This window comes from Mycobacterium sp. 29Ha (assembly GCF_032883055.1).
Taxonomy (GTDB): Bacteria; Actinomycetota; Actinomycetes; order Mycobacteriales; family Mycobacteriaceae; genus Mycobacterium; species Mycobacterium gallinarum.
In genome coordinates, this window is sequence record NZ_JAMQTI010000008.1 from 40,816 (window position 1) to 58,087 (window position 17,272).

Genomic DNA, 17,272 nt, shown 5'->3' on the forward strand with positions numbered 1-17,272 from the left:
AGCAAACAGCGGCCCGGTTATCACCGTTACGCGGGAACAGAATCAGCTGCAGTTTCGCCACCTCGTCGGTTTAAAGTGACCTCGATCCGATGAGGTGAGATGTCCGGCGAGCTCGCAATAATCCTGGCGGCGGTGCTGCTCCTTGCCGCGGTGGCCGCCGCGGTCATCACGGTGCGCACGCGCCGGGTCGTCGCGACCCCCACCGAGCGCGCCGTCCACGCCGCCCTACACACCGCGTCACTGGCCGCCCGGGCCCTGCGCCAGGGCCTGGACACCGAATCCGCCGACACCGCCGCCCCGTTCCTGCGCGGGCTCACCGGCACCGAGGGTGTCGCCATCTTTTCCGCCGACGGCCGACTGCTCGCGCAGGATCCCGCCGAGGGCACACTGTGGACGCCCGATGTGTTCGACGCGTGCGAGCGCGCGGCGCACGAGTCGATCGCCGGTGGACGACGGGTGCTCACCCACGCACGGACGTCGACGGTCGTCGCGCAGCCGATGCTCGCCGAGAGTGGCGACGCACTCGGCGTCCTCGTCGTCGTGACCGCCCGCGCCCCCGCGCCGGGCCTGCTCGGCGCCGTCGGTGAGGTTGCCCGGTACGCGACGAGCCAGATCGAGCTCGCCGAACTCGACGCCTCCCGCGCCCGGCTCGACCGCGCCGAGGTGCTCGCCCTGCGCGCGCAGATCAGCCCGCACTTCATCTACAACGCGCTCAACACGATCGCGTCGTTCGTGCGGACCGACCCCGACCGCGCCCGCGAGCTCATCCTCGAGTTCGCCGATTTCACCCGCTATTCGTTCCGGGCCGCGGGGCAGTACACGACGCTCGCCGACGAGCTGCGCAACATCGACCGCTATCTCACGCTGGAGCGTGCACGATTCGGTGACGCGCTCAAGGTCAGGCTTCAGGTCGCGCCGGAGGTGCTCAACGTCGTCGTACCGTTTCTCGCGCTGCAGCCGCTGGTCGAGAACGCGGTCCGGCACGGCTTCGCCGGGCAGGGCGGTGGCGAGATCGAGATCATCGCCCGCGACGAAGGATCGGACTGTGTCATCACGATCGAGGACAACGGCGTCGGCATGGACCCCGACATATTGCGCGCCGGACACGGCGACGTCCTGAGCACCGAGGGGGCCCCGGCCGACGAGAAGAAGGACTCGGCACACGTCGGGCTGACCAATGTCGATCACCGCCTGCGCGCGGCGTTCGGCAACGACTACGGTCTGGTGGTCGAAACAGCAATCGACGCGGGCACAAAGGTCGTGATGCGAGTTCCCAAATTCCGCGCGGGCGTGCGCGTATGAACAAGCCCCTTACGGTGCTCGCGGTCGACGACGAGGCACCTGCGCTCGACGAGCTCGCCTATCTCCTCGACCAGCACGGCGACATCGGCAAAGTGCTGCGCGCCGGGGACGCCACGTCGGCTTTGCGTGAACTCAACCGCTGCAACGTCGACGCGATCTTCCTCGACATCAACATGCCCGGACTGTCCGGCATCGAGCTCGCCGGTGTGCTCGCCAATTTCTCGCACCGGCCGTCCATCGTGTTCGTCACGGCCCACGACGACAAGGCCGTCGCGGCATTCGACGTCGGCGCGCTGGATTACCTGCTCAAGCCGATCCGTCAGGACCGCCTCGACGAGGCGGTGCGACGCGTGCTGACGGCGCGGGTCACCGAACCCACCGCTCTGCCTGACGACGACGTGATTCCCGCCGAACTGGGCGGCGTCACGCACCTGGTCCCACGGGACACCATCGGTTGGGTGGAGGCCGAGGGGGACTACGCACGGCTGCACTCGGTATCGGGGTCCCACCTGGTTCGCATTCCGCTGAGCACCCTCGAAAGTCGTTGGCGCGACAAGGGTTTCCACCGAGTGCACCGTTCCTATCTGGTGGCGCTACGACTGGTCACCGGGCTGCGCAACAGCGACGGCGGCGTGCTGGTACGCCTGCGCGCCAACGGTGCGTCACCGGCGGTCGAGCTGCCCGTCAGCCGGCGACAGGCCCGCGAACTGCGCGACCGCGTCGTCCGCGACCCGATGCGGAATCTCAAACCCGATGACTAGTGGCGAACGGCCCCAACGCGAACGCGTCGTGCTGTCCCAGCGGCGCGGTGCCCGCATGGTGCGCACCCGTGTCGAGGTGCAGGAACAGACGCAGGTCGGCGACGCGTTGGTGCGCGGCCTCGTTCGCGCCCAGCTCGGGCTGGCGCTGCGCCTGGCCGCCGTGGTCGTGTGTGCCGTCGTCGCAATTCCATTGCTCAATGCGGCGTTTCCGGATCTCGCGGCCATCAGCGTCGCCGGCATCCGGCTCAACTGGCTCGTGCTCGCGGTCCTGGTGTATCCCTTCTTCTACGGCGTCGGACGGCTCTACGTGCGCCTGGCCGAACAGGCCGAGCGCGACTTCGTCGGCGTCGTCGACAGCGAACCATGACCGGCTCGCCCCTGACGGCGGCCGCCCTACTCGCGGCGGTCATCGCGACCGTCGCCATCGGCATCTACGGAGTGCGGTTCTCCCGCACCACATCCGACTTCCTGGTCGCCTCACGCACCGTCGGCCCGCAATGGAACGCCGCCGCGATCTCCGGCGAATACCTCTCGGCCGCATCGTTCCTCGGCGTCGCCGGGCTGATCGCCAAATACGGCGCCGACGCGCTGTGGTATCCGGTCGGCTTCACCGCGGGATATCTCGGCCTGCTGCTGTTCGTCGCCGCGCCGCTGCGTCGCACCGGCGCCTATACGGTGCCCGACTTCGCCGAGTTCCGACTGGGCTCGGCGAGGCTGCGCAAGGTCGCCATGATCGTCGTCGTGGTGGTGTGCATCTACTACCTGGTGCCGCAGTATCAAGGTGCCGGCCTCGCGTTGAAAGCCCTTCTGGGTCTACCGGTTTGGGTGGGCCCAGTGGTGGTGGGCGCCATCGTCATCTCGAACGTTGTGGCCGGCGGTATGCGGTCGATCACGTTTGTCCAGGCGTTCCAATACTGGTTGAAACTGACCGCGATCGCGATACCCGCGCTCGCGCTGCTCGGCCTGTTCGTCGCCGACCGCGGCGACCTCGGCGGCCCGATGCCCCCGACGGTCACCGCGGACACCACGGTCGCGATCGAAACCGATGTGGTGGTTCGAGTCCCCGATCCAGCGGGCATCACGGTGACGGGCATGCTCGACGGCACACCCGTTGACGCCCAGCCGATCCCGGCGCCCGGCGATCACACCCTCGACGCGGGCACCACGCTGATTCTTGCCGCGGGCGCGGCGACACCTGTGGTGGCAGGCACACCCAGCAGCGGCACCGAGTGGATCGCGTCCGGCGGCGGGCTCGGCGGTGACCATCCGCTCTATCAGGTGCTGTCGATCATCGTCGCAACGTTTTTGGGCACCATGGGTTTACCGCATGTGCTCGTGCGGTTCTACACCAATCCCGACGGTCGCGCGGCCCGGCGTACAGCGCTGGCGGTCATAGCTCTGCTGTCGCTGTTCTATCTGTTTCCGACGCTGCTCGGGGTGTTCTCACGCCTCTACGTTCCGCGGATCCTGATCACCGGCAACGCCGACGCCGCGGTCCTTCTCGCGCCGTCGACCGCTATCGGCGGGGCGGCGGGGCAGTTACTTGCCGCTCTCGTCGCCGCCGGTGCCATCGCGGCGTTCCTTGCGACGTCGTCGGGGCTGCTGGTCAGCATCGCGGGCGCGTTGGCCACCGACGTGATGCGCGGCCGGGTGCGGGACTTCCGGGTGGCCGCGATGGTGGGCGGGCTGATCCCGATCCCGCTGTCACTGGCCACGACCGGCGAGCTGGAGTTGTCCCGCAGCGTCGGCCTGGCGTTCGCCGTCGCCGCGTCGACGCTGTGTCCGCTGCTGGTGCTCGGCATCTGGTGGCGGGGCCTGACCGCGTGGGGTGCCGCGTGCGGTCTGGTGGTCGGCGGCGTGCTGTCGGGCACCGCGGTCACGGTGGCGGTGGCGGGTGGGATCGACGACGACGTTCTGGGCGGCTGGCCCGCGGTGATGATCGGCTACCCCGCCGCGGTCACCGTTCCGCTGGCATTCGCAACAATGATCCTGGTCAGCCGGTTCGGACGCACCGATCCACCCGCTGATGTCGCACAGATCTTCGCCCGGATGCATGTACCGGAACGGCTTGGCATGGGTGTCGAGCGCGTGCCCCGGGGATGAGCGCTCGCGCGAAGACCAGACGGTGCGGTTGAGCCGCCACCGTTCGTCGTCGCCGACCGACCGCTTACCGCATCGTCGACGGGTTTCGCCGTGTCAACGTCGTATGCACTGGGTATGTGACCTGCATCTCATCTAGTTTCTCCAGTTGAGCCGGTTCACATTCGACGTTCAGGAGCACACGATGCCGACAACAGACACCGCCATCAGCGGTGAGCAGTATCTGGCCGTTCAGGCCAGCCCGGAGTTTCAGGAACTTCGAAGCCGATTGCGCCGCTTCGTGTTCCCGATGAGCGCGCTTTTCCTGCTCTGGTACACCGCGTACGTGATCCTCGGCGCTTTCGCCAATGACTTCATGGCCATCAAGGTGTGGGGAAACATCAACGTTGGCATCATCGTCGGGCTCGGCCAGTTCGTATCGACCTTCGTCATCACCGCGATCTATGTCCGGTTCGCCAACCGGGAACTCGACCCGCGCGCCAAGGCGATCCGCGACGAGCTCGAGGGCGGTGTGGCATGAACCACGACACCCTGACCATCCTCGCCGCCGAGGGCACGACCGTCGGCAGTCCCGTTGCAAATATCGGCATCTTCGGTCTCTTCGTAGCGATCACGCTGTTCATCGTCATCCGCGCGAGCAAGAAGAACGCCACCGCCGCCGAATTCTTCACCGCGGGAAGGTCTTTCACCGGCCCGCAGAACGGCATCGCGATTTCCGGTGATTACCTGTCCGCCGCCAGCTTCCTCGGAATCGCGGGAGCTATCGCCGTCTACGGTTACGACGGCTTCCTGTACTCCATCGGCTTCCTGGTGGCATGGCTGGTCGCTCTGCTGTTGGTCGCCGAGTTGCTGCGCAACGCAGGCAAATTCACGATGGCTGACGTGCTGAGCTTCCGGCTCAAGCAGCGCCCGGTCCGGATGGCAGCCGCGACGACCACGTTGGCCGTGTGCCTGTTCTACCTGCTCGCCCAGATGGCGGGTGCGGGCGGTCTGGTGGCCCTGTTGCTCAACATCACCAGTGACATCGGTCAGGCGCTGGTCATTGCCGTCGTGGGTCTGCTGATGATCGCGTACGTGCTCATCGGTGGCATGAAGGGCACGACCTGGGTGCAGATCATCAAGGCGGTCCTGCTGATCGGCGGTGCGGCCATGATGACGGTTTGGGTGCTGGCCAAGTTCGGCCTGAACTTCTCCGAGATGCTCGGCGCCGCCCAGTCCGCGGTCTCGGGCTCCACGAGCGAAGCCGTCGCCGGTCGCGACGTGCTGGCACCGGGCGCCCAATACGGTGCCTCGCTGACGTCGCAGATCAACTTCATCTCGCTGGCGCTGGCGCTGGTGCTCGGCACGGCCGGTCTTCCCCATGTGCTGATGCGCTTCTACACCGTGCCGACCGCCAAGGAGGCGCGCCGCTCGGTGGTGTGGGCGATCGTGCTCATCGGCGCGTTCTACCTGTTCACCCTCGCACTGGGTTACGGGGCCGCGGCCCTCGTCGGACCCGACGCGATCCTGGAGGCGCCCGGCGGGCAGAACGCCGCCGCACCGCTGTTGGCCTTCCAACTCGGCGGCGTGGTGCTGCTCGGCATCATCTCGGCCGTCGCGTTCGCGACGATCCTCGCGGTGGTCGCCGGCCTGACCATCACGGCCGCAACGTCATTCGCACACGACATCTACGCGAGCGTGATGAAGAGCCATGAGGTGAGCGAGAGCGAGCAGGTTCGGGTCTCCCGCATCACAGTGGTGGTGATCGGCATTCTGTCGATCGGCCTCGGCATCCTCGCCGCGGAGCAGAACATCGCGTTCCTGGTGGCGCTGGCGTTCGCGGTGGCCGCGGCGGCGAACCTGCCGACGATCATCTACTCGCTGTACTGGCCGCGGTTCAATACGCGCGGCGCGCTGTGGAGCATGTACGGCGGACTCATCTCGACGATTGTGCTGATCATCTTCTCGCCTGCGGTGTCCGGCGCGAAGACCGCGATGCTGCCAAACGTCGACTTCGCCTGGTTCCCGTTGGCGAACCCCGGCATCGTGTCGATTCCGCTGGCGTTCATCCTCGGCATCGTCGGCACCCTGAGTTCGCCGGATCGCGGCGACCCGGAGATCAACGCGGAGTTCGAGGTGCGGTGCCTGACGGGCGTCGGCGCCGAGAAGGCCGTCGCCCACTGATCAGGCCGCGATTTCGGCGCGCTAGCGGTCCCTCAACGGTCGGTTAGCGCGCCGAATTCGCAACGTCGCGGGATTAGTTGACCCGCGATCGGGGTTGACTTCACCCGTGAGCCCGCAACGCTTCGCTTTCCCGCTGCTGGCGTACGCGTTCGCCGCGATCATGGTCGGCACCACGCTGCCGACGCCGATGTACTCGCTCTACGCCGAGCAGATGCACTTCTCGGTGCTGACGACCACGGTGGTGTACGCGACCTACGCGGGCGGTGTGCTTATCGCACTCCTGGTGTTCGGCCGCTGGTCCGATGCCATCGGCAGACGGCCCGTGCTGCTGGCGGGAGTGATCTTCGCGCTTACCAGTGCGGCGGTGTTCCTCTGCGCGGACGACGTGTCGCTGCTCTTGGTCGGCCGGGTGCTGTCCGGTTTGTCGGCGGGTGTCTTCACGGGGACGGCGACCGCCGCCGTCATCGAAGCCGCCCCACCCAACTGGCACACCAGAGCCGCCGCCGTCGCGACGATCGCCAATGTCGGCGGTCTGGGCGCCGGACCGGTGGTCGCCGGCGTGCTGGTGCAATACGCACCGCACCCATTGCAGCTGAGCTTCATCCTGCATATGGCGCTCGCACTGCTCGCGGGCATCGCGGTGCTGGTCGTCCCCGAGACTTCTCAGCGCGTGGGAAGCATCGGTTTCCAGCGGCTCTCCGTTCCAGCGGAGGTGCGTTCGGTGTTCGTCATCGCCGGACTTGCCGCGTTCGCGGGATTCTCGGTCACCGGCCTCTTCATGGCCGTCGCGCCGTCCTTCGTGGCCGACGTCGTCGGCATCGACAACGACGCGCTGGCCGGGCTCGTCGCGGCTTCGATCTTCGCCGCATCGGCGGTCGCGCAAATCGGCGCCAGGGGCGTCGCGCCGCAGCGCGCGGTCGCGATCGGCTGCGCAGTGCTGGTCGTAGCGATGGCGATTGTCGTTGTCGCGCTCTATTTGTCCTCGCTGACGGGACTGGTCGCGGCCGGCCTCGTCGCAGGCGTCGGACACGGTATGACGTTCAGCCGGGGGCTGGCAGCCGTCGTCGAACGCACACCGGCGGCGCGCCGGGCCGAGGTGAGCTCCACTTATTTCGTCGTCGCGTACGTGGCCATCTCCTTGCCGGTCGTCGGCGAGGGTCTGGCCGCTGAGGCCTGGGGACTGCGCACCGCCGGGGTGAGTTTCGCCGTCGCCGTCGCCATCCTGGCCGGCGTCTGTCTGGCCGCGATCCTGGCCCAGGAGGCCCGAGAGTCCCGGCGGGCCAGCGTCGACGTCGTGAGCTAGCCGCTCTTGCGCCGGAACTCGCGGCGACTCTCGAGGGGCCCATGGGCCCGCGGTTGCTTCGCGCCCTTGTCTTTGTGGTCGGAACCACCGGCTGACTTGGCCTTTTTCCGCTCCAGAGCTTCCCGGAACTTGCGTTTGGTGTCGTCTTCCGGTGCATCAGGCATGTCCGCAGCCTATCCCGCCCCACCGCACCCGTCGTCTGGTTTACCGCTTGCCGGGCGGCATGCCGTAGACGTGCGAGACCGGCAGTGTCATGACGACCCGCCTGTCGTCGACCATCGCCCGCCGGTAGTCGTCCCAGTCGGGATGCTCACCGGCGATACTGCGGTACAAGGCAATCAGCGCCTCGACGGTCTCATCGTCGGGTGAAGCGGCCGGCGGGGTGAGGGTCGCGTCGCCCTCGGCGACGGCATAGGACCACCCGTCGTCGGAGCTGACATGGATCGAGGCGCGCGGGTCGCGCCGCAGATTGCGGGTTTTCGCGCGCGGTTCGGTGATCGACACCTGGATCGTCAGACTGCGCGGGTCGAAGTGGTAGGACACGTTCGACAACTGCGGACGGCCATCGCGTTTGATCGTGGCCAGGACACCCAGTGAGTTCCCACCGATCAACGCCAACAGCTTGTCGTCGAGAACATGACGTCCCATTGTGCGAGCCTACGTCGGAATCCCTGCGTGGATTGCGACATATCTAGCATGAAGCAGATCATGACGGTCAGTGGAGAAGTTCTCGACGGGGTTTCGGCCACCACGCTGTGGACCCTGCACAACCGCGGCACCGAAGCCAAGCGCTCCGACGGGGTGATCCGCGACCCGTGGGCGGTCACGCTGATCGACGCGATCTCCTATGACTACCGCAAGTTCGGCAAACCCAACCAGTCGCATGGGTTACGGGCGGTCGCCTTCGACGCCGCCGCGAGCGACTATCTGCGCACGCATCCAAAAGCGTCGGTGGTGGCGCTCGCCGAAGGTCTGCAGACCAGCTTCTGGCGGCTGCAACGCGCTGGCGTTGCCGACCAATTGACCTGGTACTCAGTGGATCTTCCGCCCGTCATGGCGCTTCGGGAGAAGCTGCTGCCCACCGACGAGCGGATCGTGCCACTGCCCCAGTCGGCGCTGGACCTGAGCTGGATGGACCGCATCGACGACTCGCACGGGGTGTTCATCACCGCCGAGGGGCTGCTGATGTATCTCGAGCCGGACGACGCGCTGGGCCTCATCCGCGCCTGCGCGGCCCGGTTCCCCGGCGGTCAAATGATGTTCGACTCGATCCCGCACTGGCTTTCCCGGCGCACACTCAAAGGGCTCAAGCTGTCCGACCGCTACACCACCCCGCCGATGCCGTTCTCCCTGTCCCCAGACGAGGCGCTCGCACTGGCCGGCCGCATTCCGGGTGTGCGCGCCGCGCATGACAGGGCACAGCCCACGGGGCGGGGCCTCGCGTGGAAGCTGGCGGCCTGGCCATTCCTGGATCGCTTCGGCTTCTACCGGCGCAATCGCCCGAGCTACACGCTGCTGCAGTTCTAATCTCGGCCTATGACCAGATATGCCGGATTTCTCCGCGGGGTGAACGTCGGCGGAGTGAACCTCAAGATGGCCGAGGTGGCCAAGGCATTCGAGGACGCCGGATTCACCAATGTGAAGACCATCCTCGCGAGTGGAAACGTGTTGCTGGACAGCCGTTCCGGGGTGGCCGCGGTCAGAAAGAAGGCCGAGAAGGCGCTGCGCGACGCGTTCGGCTACGACGCGTGGGTGCTGGCCTACGATCTGAAAACAGTGCAAGAGATCTCCGAGAAGTTCCCTTTCGAGCGTGAGGTCGACGGCTACCACTCCTACGTCACGTTCGTGACCGATTCCGACATCCTCGACGAACTCGCGGCCCTCGGCGAGGACGCGGGTCCCGACGAGAAGATCGCGCGCGGCGAGGGGGTCATCTACTGGCAGGTTCCCAGCAAGGCGACCCTGGACACCACGATCGGCAAGACCATGGGTAAGAAGCGCTACAAGTCGTCGACCACCACTCGCAACCTGCGCACAGTCGAGAAAGTTCTGCGATAGGTACATTCGGCCGTGTGACTTCCGAATCGACCGCGAAGGCCGACGGCGCCGTCTTGACCGGTGTCTCCGAAACGGCGCTGATGACACTGCAGGTCCGCGCCAACGAGGCGCGCAGGCCGGATTCGATCATCGACGACCCAATGGCGATCCTGCTGGTGGATTCCATCGATTTCGACTGGGCCAAGTTCGGCCTGAGCCGGCGGCAGGACATGGCGGTGCGCGCGCTGGGCTTCGACATCCAGGCGCGTCGCTACCTCACCGACCACCCGCGGGCCACCGTGGTGGCACTGGCCGAGGGCCTGCAGACCAGCTTCTATCGCCTCAACGATGGCGCCGTCGGTGATGAATTCCGTTGGCTCACTGTCGACCTACCGCCGATGATCGAATTACGCCGCAAACTGCTCCCAGCGTCGGAGCGTATCGAGATGCGCGCACAGTCGGCCCTTGACTTCAGCTGGATGGACGATGTGCCCGTCGATGACGGTGTGTTCATCACCGCCGAGGGGCTGCTGATGTACCTGCAGCCCGACGAGGCCCTCGGTTTGATCGCCGCATGCGCGCAACGCTTTCCTGGAGGCCGGATGATGTTCGATCTGGCGCCGGCCTGGTTCGCCAAGGCGATCACCCGCGGGATGCTTCGGCCCACGCTGCGCTACCGGGTGCCGCCGATGCCGTTCAGTATGACGCCGTCGCAGCTGGCAAACCTGGTCAACGACGTGCCCGGCATCCGCGCGGTGCACGATTTGCCGATGCCGCCCGGACGCGGCAAAGCCTTCAACGCCGTCGTCTCGATCGGTCAGCGGGTTCGTCTGTTCGACCCCGTGCGCCCCGTGAACACGCTGCTGGAATTCGGCTAGCCGAAGGCGATTTCGATGTAGCGGAGCGCATCGGCCTTTTCGATTCCCAGCGCCTTGGCCGCCGTCACGTAGGTGTGGGCGGCGGTGGCCATCGCGGCATCGGCGGGGTCTACGCGCGCGACGAAAGTGCCGAAGCGGCCCCGGGTTTCGAGAACGCCCGCCGACTCCAGCTCGCGATAGGCGCGGGCCACCGTATTGACGGCCAGGCCGAGTTGACCGGCCAGTTCGCGCACCGTCGGCAAACGGGTGCCCGGCGGCAACCTGCCGTCGCGCACGCCTTCGATGATCTGCGTTCTGAGCTGGTCAAACAGGGGGCTCGAAGCGCGGTGGTCGATGCAAACCCAATCCCCCAACTTGGTCACGTGCTCAGTATCGCCTAAGCCGCTAGTTTGGTCATGTGCAAGTGACGGTCCTCAGCGGTGCGGGCATCTCGGCCGAAAGCGGTGTGCCGACGTTCCGGGATGCCGAGACCGGGCTGTGGGCCAAGGTGGATCCCTACGAAATTTCGAGCTCAGAGGGCTGGCAGGCCAACCCCGAGCGGGTGTGGGCGTGGTACCTGTGGCGGCATTACATGATGGGCTCAGTCGACCCCAACGACGGCCACCGGGCCGTGGCGGCCTGGCAGGACTACGCCGAAGTGCACGTCGTCACCCAGAACGTCGACAATCTGCACGAGCGGGCGGGCAGCAAGAACGTCTACCACCTGCACGGCAGCCTGTTCGAATTCCGTTGTGATCGCTGTCGATCGGCGTACACCGGCGAGTTGCCCTCGATGCCCGAACCGGCCGAGACCGTAGACCCGCCGCGGTGCGTCTGCGGCGGCATGATCCGGCCCAACGTGGTGTGGTTCGGGGAAGCGCTGCCCGACGTCGAGTGGCAACGCTCGGTCGAGGCCGTTGCGGGGGCCGACATCGTGATCGTGGTCGGCACCTCGTCGATCGTCTATCCCGCGGCGGGGCTGCCGGAGATGGCTCTGGCCAACGGCAAAGTGGTCATCGAGGTCAACCCCGAACCCACTCCATTGTCGGCGGCTGCGACGGTGTCGCTGCGAGAGACCGCAGCGGGCGCGCTGCCGAGCCTGCTGCAGCGACTGCCCGCGCTGCTCGGCTAGGCCGCTCTCACCGCGCGGCCGATCGCGAATTCCGCGACCGGCAACGGCACCCACCTCGGCATCGTCCATTCGCGGCGCGCCCTCGACACGGTGAACCCGGCGCCGGCGATGCTCTGCTCGGTGTGCCGATGGGTATGGCAGTTGCCGAGCAGCCGCGGCCAGAGCGTGGCGTCTGCGAACTTCTGCAGACCGGCGCGCGCCCCGCTGCTGGCGATGTGCTCGAGATACCGCAGCTCACCTCCCGGCCTCAACAACGAATGTAACTCTCGCAGAACACTTTCGGGATCCTCGACCGAGCACAGCACAAGCGAGCACACCACGGCGTCGAACGGTTCACCCCCGGCTGCCATGTACTGCTCCACCGTGTCGGTGCTGACCGTGACCGGTACCGGGGCCGCGGCGGCCGCCTGCTGCGCCACCTCGGCAAGCGTACGTTCGGGCTCGACGGCGACCACCTCGGTCACGGTGTCGGGATAGAACTCGAAGTTCGTCCCCGTGCCCGCACCCACCTCCAGCACGCGACCCGACAGGCCGGCGAGGTTCTCCCGCCGCAGTCGCTTGATCGCATCGGTCTCGTGGGTGGACATCACCTTCCACAAGCGGGCGAAGAACGGGTTATCGACGTTGTTCTGCATCCAGCAGTCCCTTCAACTTGGCCATGGCATCCTGCGGCGCGGTCATCGGCCCGATTGCCCCCGACACGATCTCTCCGACGACGACGGCTCTGAGTACCCGGTCGGCGAACGCCTCGGTCTCACCCCACGGCAGGTATGGCCGCGAGATCAGCATCGCCGCCACCCCGTGCGCCGTCGTCCACAGTTCCAGCGCGACGGTGGTCGGGTCGTCTTGGGGCAGGATGCCCTCGGTCATCAGGGCCTCGACCGTGTTGCAGATGTGCACGAACGCCGAGGTGTTCAGCATCGTGTCCACGTCGCTGCCCGGCCGCCCCTCGCCCATGGTGGCAATCCGGTAAAGCTCAGGGGTTTTCACCGCGAAGCGCACATACGCCAGACCTTGCGCGCGCAGCGCGTCAATGGCTGCGGCCTCACCGGCGGCGGCCGCCTGCATCTCCTCGTCGAGCTTCTCGAAATACCGTGCGCACACCGCGTCCAGCAGTGCGTCCTTGTCGGTGAAGTGCAGATAGATCGATGGCGGTGTCACTCCGACGCGCTTGGACACCGACCGGATGGACACCTCTTTGGCGTGCCCGGTCTCCAGCAGCAGATCGGTGGTCGCGTCGAGAATCTCGTCGCGAAGTTGCTCACCTGACCCACGTGGCGCGCGTCGCCGTTTCATCGCGCGGGCACGGCCGTCGGTGGCGTTTCCGGGACCGGCGTCGGATCGTCTGCGGACTCGCTGATCCCGATCCGTTCGTGCAACTTGACCAGGGGCTTGGGCGACCACCAGTTCCATCGGCCGAGCATGTGCATGAATGCGGGCACCAGCGCCATACGAACCAGTGTGGCATCGGCGATGATCGCCAGCGTCATCCCGACGCCCATCATCCTCATGAACGACACCTCGGCGGCGATCAGCGCGGCGAACGAGATCGACATCAGCAATGCGGCCGCGGTGACCACCCGGCCGGTCTTGGCCAGGCCCAGTGCGACGCTTTCGTCGTTGTCCGCACGTGTCTTGCCGGACCTCAGCCAGTATTCGCGGATCCGCGATATCAGGAACACTTCGTAGTCCATCGACAACCCGAATGCGAGGCAGAACAACAACACCGGCAGGTTCGCGACCAGCGTCCCGGTGGGCGTGGTGCCCAGCGCACCCAAGTGGCCGTCCTGGAAGATCCACACCAACGCGCCGAACGCGGCCGTCAGCGATAACACGTTGAGCACCAACGCCTTCAGCGGAAGTACCACGCTGCCGGTGAGTAGGAACAGCAGCACGAAGGTGATGACCGCGATGACACCGAGAACCAGCGGCAGCCGCGACGTGATCGCCTGTGAGCTGTCGTGGTTGATCTGGGCAAGACCGGTGACGAGCACCGGCTTTCCATCCGGTGTGCTGACGGCGTGCACCGCGTCGAGCTGAGCTTCGGAGGCGTCGGAGAACAGTGGCGCCGTACTGCCGATGGTGAAGAAGGCGCTGCCGTCCTTCATGCCGGTCGCCGCGGCGGGCGGCCCGGACAGCCGGCCGTCGATGAACGAACCACCGGGTGCAGACACCGACGACACGTCGACCACCTGGGACAGTGCGCTCGCATACCGATCGAGTTCGGCCGGGGTCGCCCCCGCGGCGTCGGGTATCACGACGGTGACGTTGGTCGACGAGTCCACCGCGAAGTCAGTTCGCAACTCATCACCGACCTCGCGCGCCGAGGCAGATTGCGGTAGCACGCGATCGTCTGGGAAGCCCCACTTGATACCCAGGAAGGGCGCACCGAGCAAGAGCAGCACGGTGACGATGATGAAAGCGACCGGAATCGAGCGGCGCATGACGAATTTCGTGCTGCGGTACCAGAACATCTGCTCGACGGGCTTGCGCACCGGATCAGGCCTGCCGAGGAGCCGGCGGAACAGCCGACGGGTGTCCAATGCATCGAGCCGGTCCCCGAGCAGGACTATCGCCGCGGGCGCCACCACGATCGCCGCCACCGCCGCGAAAGTCACCACGGCGATCCCCGCGTAGGCGAACGACTTTAGGAAGTACATCGGGAAAAGCACCATCGCGACCATCGACAGCGCGACCGTCAGCGCCGAGAACAGCACTGTGCGACCGGCGGTCGTCATGGTGCGGACCAGCGCTCGGTCCCGATCGGCGCCGCCGGCGAGCTCGTCGCGGTATCGGCTGATGATGAGCAGTGTGTAGTCGATGGCGAGCGCCAAACCCATGGCGATGGTGAGGTTCATGGCGAAGATGGACACATCGGTGACATAGGTGGTTGCACGGAGCACGGCCATCGATCCGAGGATCGCGAACCCGCCGACGGCCAGGGGCAGCGCCGCGGCCAGTAGCCCCCCGAACACCCAGACCAGCACGATGAAGCTCAGCGGAATCGCGATGGCTTCCATCATCAGCAGGTCTTTTTCGCTCTGCGCGTTGATCTGGACGTAGGTCATCGCCACACCGCCTGCGCGCACCGTCACCCCGTCGCGGTCGTGGACCAGCCTGTCGGTGAGATCCTTGGCGTGCTTCTGCGCGCCGCTCTCCCCGCCGGTGATGCCGGCGACGATCAGACCCGTCTTCCCGTCCTTGCTGATGAGCGCGGGGACGGCCGACGGCGGTGCGGTCCACGCGGACGTCACTTGCGCAACGCTGGGGGATTCCTCCAGCTGCGTGACGATGTCCGCGGCTACCGCGCGCGTCGCCGGACTCTGGGCGCTCGCGCTGTCGTCGGTGAGGCTGATGACGAGTTCCATGTCGCCCTGGCCGAACTTGTCGACCAGCAGTTGCGTCGCCTGCGCCGACTCCGAGGTGGGATCCTGCATGCCCCCGGCGGACAGGCTCTTGGCGACGGGGATGCCGAAAATCCCGCACGCCAGCATGACGAGCGCCGCAATCGCCACGATGCGCCGTGGTGCCCTGATCGCCAGCCCTGCGATGCGTTCAAGCACGTCGCGACCTCCCGCTAGTTGGATACCGTCGATAACTTATCAATGATAAGTTACAGCTGCAAGGTGTCCCTTGCCCTTAAGCACGACGGGGACCGATGCCGCGTTCAATGACCGCCGCGATGAGATCCGAGGCCATCGCCGGTCTATCGCTGTATGACAACCTCGACCGCTGAACCGACCACCTCGAGCACCACGCCCTTGATCGATGTCGGCCTGTTGATCCTGCGTATCGGGATCGGCGGGGCAATGCTGCATGCCGGCCTACTGAAGGTGTTCAGCTTCGAGGCCACCGCCGGCTTCATGGAGGCGGGCGGGTGGACGCCGTCGACCTTCGCCGCGCTGATGGTGACGGCGACTGAATTGCTGGGCGGGATCGGACTGCTCCTCGGCGTGCTGACACCGCTGGCGGCATGCGCTGTCATCGCGGCGATGATCGACGCGTGGGCGGTGAACGTCTCGGCCGCGGAGGTGTGGGCCGACCCGTTCAACGCACCGTTTCTGATCGCGGTCGGCGGCACAGCACTCCTTTTCGCCGGCGCGGGCGCGTACTCGGTCGACGCGCGACTGTTCGGCAGGACGGTGTGGTCGGCCAGGATTGCGATCGGCCTACTGATCGTGGCGATCGCAGCGGCACTTTTCACCTGGGTTTTGCTCAACGGGACGAACCCGATCCACTTCGACGCCCCGACCAGCTGAAACTTACTGACGGGTAGTGACGGACCCTACCCGGCGGTAAGAATTGCCACCGTTTTCCGAATCGTGACTCAAAGATTCCTTAATAGCGATGGTTACTGTTCAGTACATGTGGATCGACGACACCAGTGCTGATGTCATCAAGGTTGACTTCGAGGCGCTCTACCACGGGGATTTCCTGGTAGAGGGGGATACCTCGGAGCAGCTCGACGACGAGCACACCCTGCCCACCGCGGTATGAAAAAACGCGCGCCCTGAGGGCGCGCGTTCTTCCGCAACGGTTTGCCCCAGTGCGGGGCCCATTTCGCTGATTCCTGTGTTCTGAAAAATCCCGTCCTACGCGACGTTCTCTTCTTGGTCGGCCTCGACCATGCCGGCCAGTCTGCCGGTGATGATCTCTTCGGCTTCGTCGACGATCCGCGCCACCAGCTCGCCGCACGTCGGGATGTCGTTGATCAGACCCATCGCGGTGCCGACCGACCAGATGCCTGCGTCCAGATCACCGACCTCGTAGACCTTGACGCCGCGTGATCCGGCGACCAAGTCCTTGACGTCTTCGAACTGACCGCCGCGGTTCAGGATCTCGACGACCTCGCGCGAGACCGCGTTGCTCGCGACGCGGGCGGTGTTGCGCAGCGGCCGGAAGATCATCTCGGTGTCGAGCTCGCTGCCCGCCACGATCGCTTCCTTGACGTTCTGGTGAATCGCCGACTCGACGGTGCACATGAAGCGGCTGCCCATGTTGATGCCGTCGGCCCCCAGCGCGAGCGCAGCCACCAGCCCGCGACCGTCGGCAAACCCGCCCGAGGCGATCATCGGGATGTCGATCTTGACCGCAGCGGCAGGAATAAGCACGAGTCCTGGTATGTCGTCCTCACCTGGATGACCCGCGCATTCGAAACCGTCGATGCTGATGCCGTCCACACCGAGGCTCTGTGCCTTGACTGCGTGCCGCACCGAGGTGCACTTGTGCAGCACCTTGATCCCGTTGTCGTGAAACATCGGCAGGTGCGGTGCGGGGTTGGAGCCCGCGGTTTCGACGATCTTGATGCCGGAGTCGACGATCACCTGCCGGTACTCGTCATACGGCGGCGGGTTGATGGTCGGCAGGATCGTCAGGTTCACCCCGAAGGGCTTGTCCGTCAGATCGCGGCACTTCGCGATCTCCTTCGCCAAATCGGCGGGCGTCGGCTGCGTCAGCGCGGTGATGAACCCGAGCGCACCCGCATTCGCCACTGCCGCAACGAGTTCGGCGCGGCCGACCCACTGCATACCACCCTGTACGACGGGATGCTCGATACCAAAGGTTTCGGTGAACTTGGTGTTGATCGTCATCGGTGCTCTTCTCTCTTCGCGCAAGC

At 66.2% G+C, this 17,272-nt stretch carries 20 protein-coding genes; 13 read left to right on the top strand and 7 right to left on the bottom strand.

Annotated elements, in window-relative coordinates:
* Nucleotides 1-99 precede the first annotated feature (99 nt).
* The 7 genes from M1248_RS12210 to M1248_RS12240 all read left to right on the top strand — a co-directional run bounded on the left by M1248_RS12210 (nt 100) and on the right by M1248_RS12240 (nt 7,629).
* On the top strand, nt 100-1,302 hold the full coding sequence (locus M1248_RS12210) for a sensor histidine kinase (protein WP_163730225.1): 1,203 nt from the start codon (nt 100-102) through the stop codon (nt 1,300-1,302).
* Complete coding sequence (locus tag M1248_RS12215) at nt 1,299-2,063, top strand: LytR/AlgR family response regulator transcription factor (protein WP_163730226.1); 765 nt, start codon at nt 1,299-1,301, stop codon at nt 2,061-2,063. The genes M1248_RS12210 and M1248_RS12215 overlap by 4 nt, the downstream gene beginning before the upstream one ends.
* Nucleotides 2,056-2,430 carry a hypothetical protein gene (locus M1248_RS12220; protein ID WP_083123969.1) on the top strand — a complete coding sequence of 125 codons (375 nt, stop codon included), beginning with the start codon at nt 2,056-2,058 and terminating at the stop codon, nt 2,428-2,430. Before M1248_RS12215 ends, M1248_RS12220 begins: the two co-directional genes overlap by 8 nt.
* A complete protein-coding gene (locus M1248_RS12225; RefSeq protein WP_163730227.1) occupies nt 2,427-4,166 on the top strand; it encodes a cation acetate symporter in 1,740 nt (579 codons plus the stop codon). Before M1248_RS12220 ends, M1248_RS12225 begins: the two co-directional genes overlap by 4 nt.
* Before the next feature lie 181 nt (nt 4,167-4,347).
* A complete protein-coding gene (locus M1248_RS12230) occupies nt 4,348-4,683 on the top strand; it encodes a DUF485 domain-containing protein (RefSeq protein ID WP_163737538.1) in 336 nt (111 codons plus the stop codon).
* On the top strand, nt 4,680-6,326 hold the full coding sequence (locus M1248_RS12235; RefSeq protein ID WP_174262080.1) for a cation acetate symporter: 1,647 nt from the start codon (nt 4,680-4,682) through the stop codon (nt 6,324-6,326). The genes M1248_RS12230 and M1248_RS12235 overlap by 4 nt, the downstream gene beginning before the upstream one ends.
* Nucleotides 6,327-6,486: 160 nt before the next feature.
* Nucleotides 6,487-7,629: an MFS transporter gene (locus tag M1248_RS12240; RefSeq protein WP_163737544.1), complete on the top strand. Its 1,143-nt coding sequence runs from the start codon at nt 6,487-6,489 to the stop codon at nt 7,627-7,629.
* On the opposite strand, the gene M1248_RS12245 is transcribed toward M1248_RS12240, so the two are convergent.
* Together M1248_RS12245 and M1248_RS12250 are read right to left on the bottom strand one after the other, a co-directional pair.
* A complete protein-coding gene (locus tag M1248_RS12245; RefSeq protein ID WP_163730228.1) occupies nt 7,626-7,793 on the bottom strand; it encodes a DUF5302 domain-containing protein in 168 nt (55 codons plus the stop codon). The genes M1248_RS12240 and M1248_RS12245 overlap by 4 nt on opposite strands.
* Before the next feature lie 40 nt (nt 7,794-7,833).
* Nucleotides 7,834-8,277 (bottom strand): PPOX class F420-dependent oxidoreductase, encoded by a 444-nt coding sequence (locus tag M1248_RS12250; RefSeq protein ID WP_163730229.1) that lies wholly within the window; start codon nt 8,275-8,277, stop codon nt 7,834-7,836.
* A 60-nt stretch (nt 8,278-8,337) separates the two neighbouring features.
* On the opposite strand from M1248_RS12250, the gene M1248_RS12255 reads away from it, so the two are divergent.
* From M1248_RS12255 to M1248_RS12265, 3 genes are read left to right on the top strand one after another with little or no spacing between them, the layout of a single operon-like run.
* Nucleotides 8,338-9,156, top strand: coding sequence for a class I SAM-dependent methyltransferase (locus M1248_RS12255; RefSeq protein ID WP_232076137.1), 819 nt, complete (start codon nt 8,338-8,340; stop codon nt 9,154-9,156).
* Nucleotides 9,157-9,165: 9 nt separating this feature from the next.
* Complete coding sequence (locus tag M1248_RS12260) at nt 9,166-9,687, top strand: DUF1697 domain-containing protein (protein ID WP_163730231.1); 522 nt, start codon at nt 9,166-9,168, stop codon at nt 9,685-9,687.
* Between the two features lie 14 nt (nt 9,688-9,701).
* Nucleotides 9,702-10,544 carry a class I SAM-dependent methyltransferase gene (locus tag M1248_RS12265; protein ID WP_317148489.1) on the top strand — a complete coding sequence of 281 codons (843 nt, stop codon included), beginning with the start codon at nt 9,702-9,704 and terminating at the stop codon, nt 10,542-10,544.
* Here M1248_RS12265 and M1248_RS12270 read toward each other — a convergent pair.
* Nucleotides 10,541-10,906 (bottom strand): GntR family transcriptional regulator, encoded by a 366-nt coding sequence (locus M1248_RS12270; RefSeq protein ID WP_163730233.1) that lies wholly within the window; start codon nt 10,904-10,906, stop codon nt 10,541-10,543. The genes M1248_RS12265 and M1248_RS12270 overlap by 4 nt on opposite strands.
* A gap of 35 nt (nt 10,907-10,941) precedes the next feature.
* Between M1248_RS12270 and M1248_RS12275 the strand changes: the two genes are divergently transcribed.
* Nucleotides 10,942-11,655 (top strand): NAD-dependent deacylase, encoded by a 714-nt coding sequence (locus M1248_RS12275; protein ID WP_163730234.1) that lies wholly within the window; start codon nt 10,942-10,944, stop codon nt 11,653-11,655.
* On the opposite strand, the gene M1248_RS12280 is transcribed toward M1248_RS12275, so the two are convergent.
* From M1248_RS12280 to M1248_RS12290, 3 genes are read right to left on the bottom strand one after another with little or no spacing between them, the layout of a single operon-like run.
* Nucleotides 11,652-12,290 carry a class I SAM-dependent methyltransferase gene (locus M1248_RS12280; RefSeq protein WP_163730235.1) on the bottom strand — a complete coding sequence of 213 codons (639 nt, stop codon included), beginning with the start codon at nt 12,288-12,290 and terminating at the stop codon, nt 11,652-11,654. The two genes, M1248_RS12275 and M1248_RS12280, sit on opposite strands and share 4 nt — an antisense overlap.
* Nucleotides 12,271-12,951, bottom strand: a complete 681-nt coding sequence (locus M1248_RS12285; RefSeq protein WP_163730236.1) for a TetR/AcrR family transcriptional regulator — start codon at nt 12,949-12,951, stop codon at nt 12,271-12,273. Before M1248_RS12285 ends, M1248_RS12280 begins: the two co-directional genes overlap by 20 nt.
* Complete coding sequence (locus M1248_RS12290; RefSeq protein WP_163730237.1) at nt 12,948-15,218, bottom strand: MMPL family transporter; 2,271 nt, start codon at nt 15,216-15,218, stop codon at nt 12,948-12,950. Before M1248_RS12290 ends, M1248_RS12285 begins: the two co-directional genes overlap by 4 nt.
* Nucleotides 15,219-15,371: 153 nt before the next feature.
* On the opposite strand from M1248_RS12290, the gene M1248_RS12295 reads away from it, so the two are divergent.
* Both M1248_RS12295 and M1248_RS12300 read left to right on the top strand, forming a co-directional pair.
* Nucleotides 15,372-15,914 (top strand): DoxX family protein, encoded by a 543-nt coding sequence (locus M1248_RS12295; RefSeq protein WP_163730238.1) that lies wholly within the window; start codon nt 15,372-15,374, stop codon nt 15,912-15,914.
* Nucleotides 15,915-16,002: 88 nt separating this feature from the next.
* Entirely contained in the window at nt 16,003-16,152 is a 150-nt protein-coding gene (locus M1248_RS12300; protein ID WP_163724406.1) for a hypothetical protein, read from the top strand.
* A gap of 95 nt (nt 16,153-16,247) precedes the next feature.
* Here the strand turns inward: M1248_RS12300 and M1248_RS12305 are convergent, their stop codons facing one another.
* Nucleotides 16,248-17,246, bottom strand: a complete 999-nt coding sequence (locus M1248_RS12305; RefSeq protein WP_163730239.1) for an NAD(P)H-dependent flavin oxidoreductase — start codon at nt 17,244-17,246, stop codon at nt 16,248-16,250.
* Nucleotides 17,247-17,272: the final 26 nt, after the last annotated feature.

Bases quoted from the DNA above. Each gene is read 5' to 3' on its own strand.
- M1248_RS12235 (WP_174262080.1), top strand. From the start codon at position 4,680: ATGAACCACGACACCCTGACCATCCTCGCCGCCGAGGGCACGACCGTC.
- M1248_RS12260 (WP_163730231.1), top strand. From the start codon at position 9,166: ATGACCAGATATGCCGGATTTCTCCGCGGGGTGAACGTCGGCGGAGTG.
- M1248_RS12210 (WP_163730225.1), top strand. From the start codon at position 100: ATGTCCGGCGAGCTCGCAATAATCCTGGCGGCGGTGCTGCTCCTTGCC.
- M1248_RS12225 (WP_163730227.1), top strand. From the start codon at position 2,427: ATGACCGGCTCGCCCCTGACGGCGGCCGCCCTACTCGCGGCGGTCATC.
- M1248_RS12220 (WP_083123969.1), top strand. From the start codon at position 2,056: ATGACTAGTGGCGAACGGCCCCAACGCGAACGCGTCGTGCTGTCCCAG.
- M1248_RS12280 (WP_163730235.1), bottom strand. From the start codon at position 12,290: ATGCAGAACAACGTCGATAACCCGTTCTTCGCCCGCTTGTGGAAGGTG.
- M1248_RS12300 (WP_163724406.1), top strand. From the start codon at position 16,003: ATGGTTACTGTTCAGTACATGTGGATCGACGACACCAGTGCTGATGTC.
- M1248_RS12295 (WP_163730238.1), top strand. From the start codon at position 15,372: ATGACAACCTCGACCGCTGAACCGACCACCTCGAGCACCACGCCCTTG.
- M1248_RS12285 (WP_163730236.1), bottom strand. From the start codon at position 12,951: ATGAAACGGCGACGCGCGCCACGTGGGTCAGGTGAGCAACTTCGCGAC.
- M1248_RS12250 (WP_163730229.1), bottom strand. From the start codon at position 8,277: ATGGGACGTCATGTTCTCGACGACAAGCTGTTGGCGTTGATCGGTGGG.
- M1248_RS12240 (WP_163737544.1), top strand. From the start codon at position 6,487: ATGGTCGGCACCACGCTGCCGACGCCGATGTACTCGCTCTACGCCGAG.
- M1248_RS12230 (WP_163737538.1), top strand. From the start codon at position 4,348: ATGCCGACAACAGACACCGCCATCAGCGGTGAGCAGTATCTGGCCGTT.
- M1248_RS12215 (WP_163730226.1), top strand. From the start codon at position 1,299: ATGAACAAGCCCCTTACGGTGCTCGCGGTCGACGACGAGGCACCTGCG.
- M1248_RS12305 (WP_163730239.1), bottom strand. From the start codon at position 17,246: ATGACGATCAACACCAAGTTCACCGAAACCTTTGGTATCGAGCATCCC.
- M1248_RS12255 (WP_232076137.1), top strand. From the start codon at position 8,338: ATGACGGTCAGTGGAGAAGTTCTCGACGGGGTTTCGGCCACCACGCTG.
- M1248_RS12245 (WP_163730228.1), bottom strand. From the start codon at position 7,793: ATGCCTGATGCACCGGAAGACGACACCAAACGCAAGTTCCGGGAAGCT.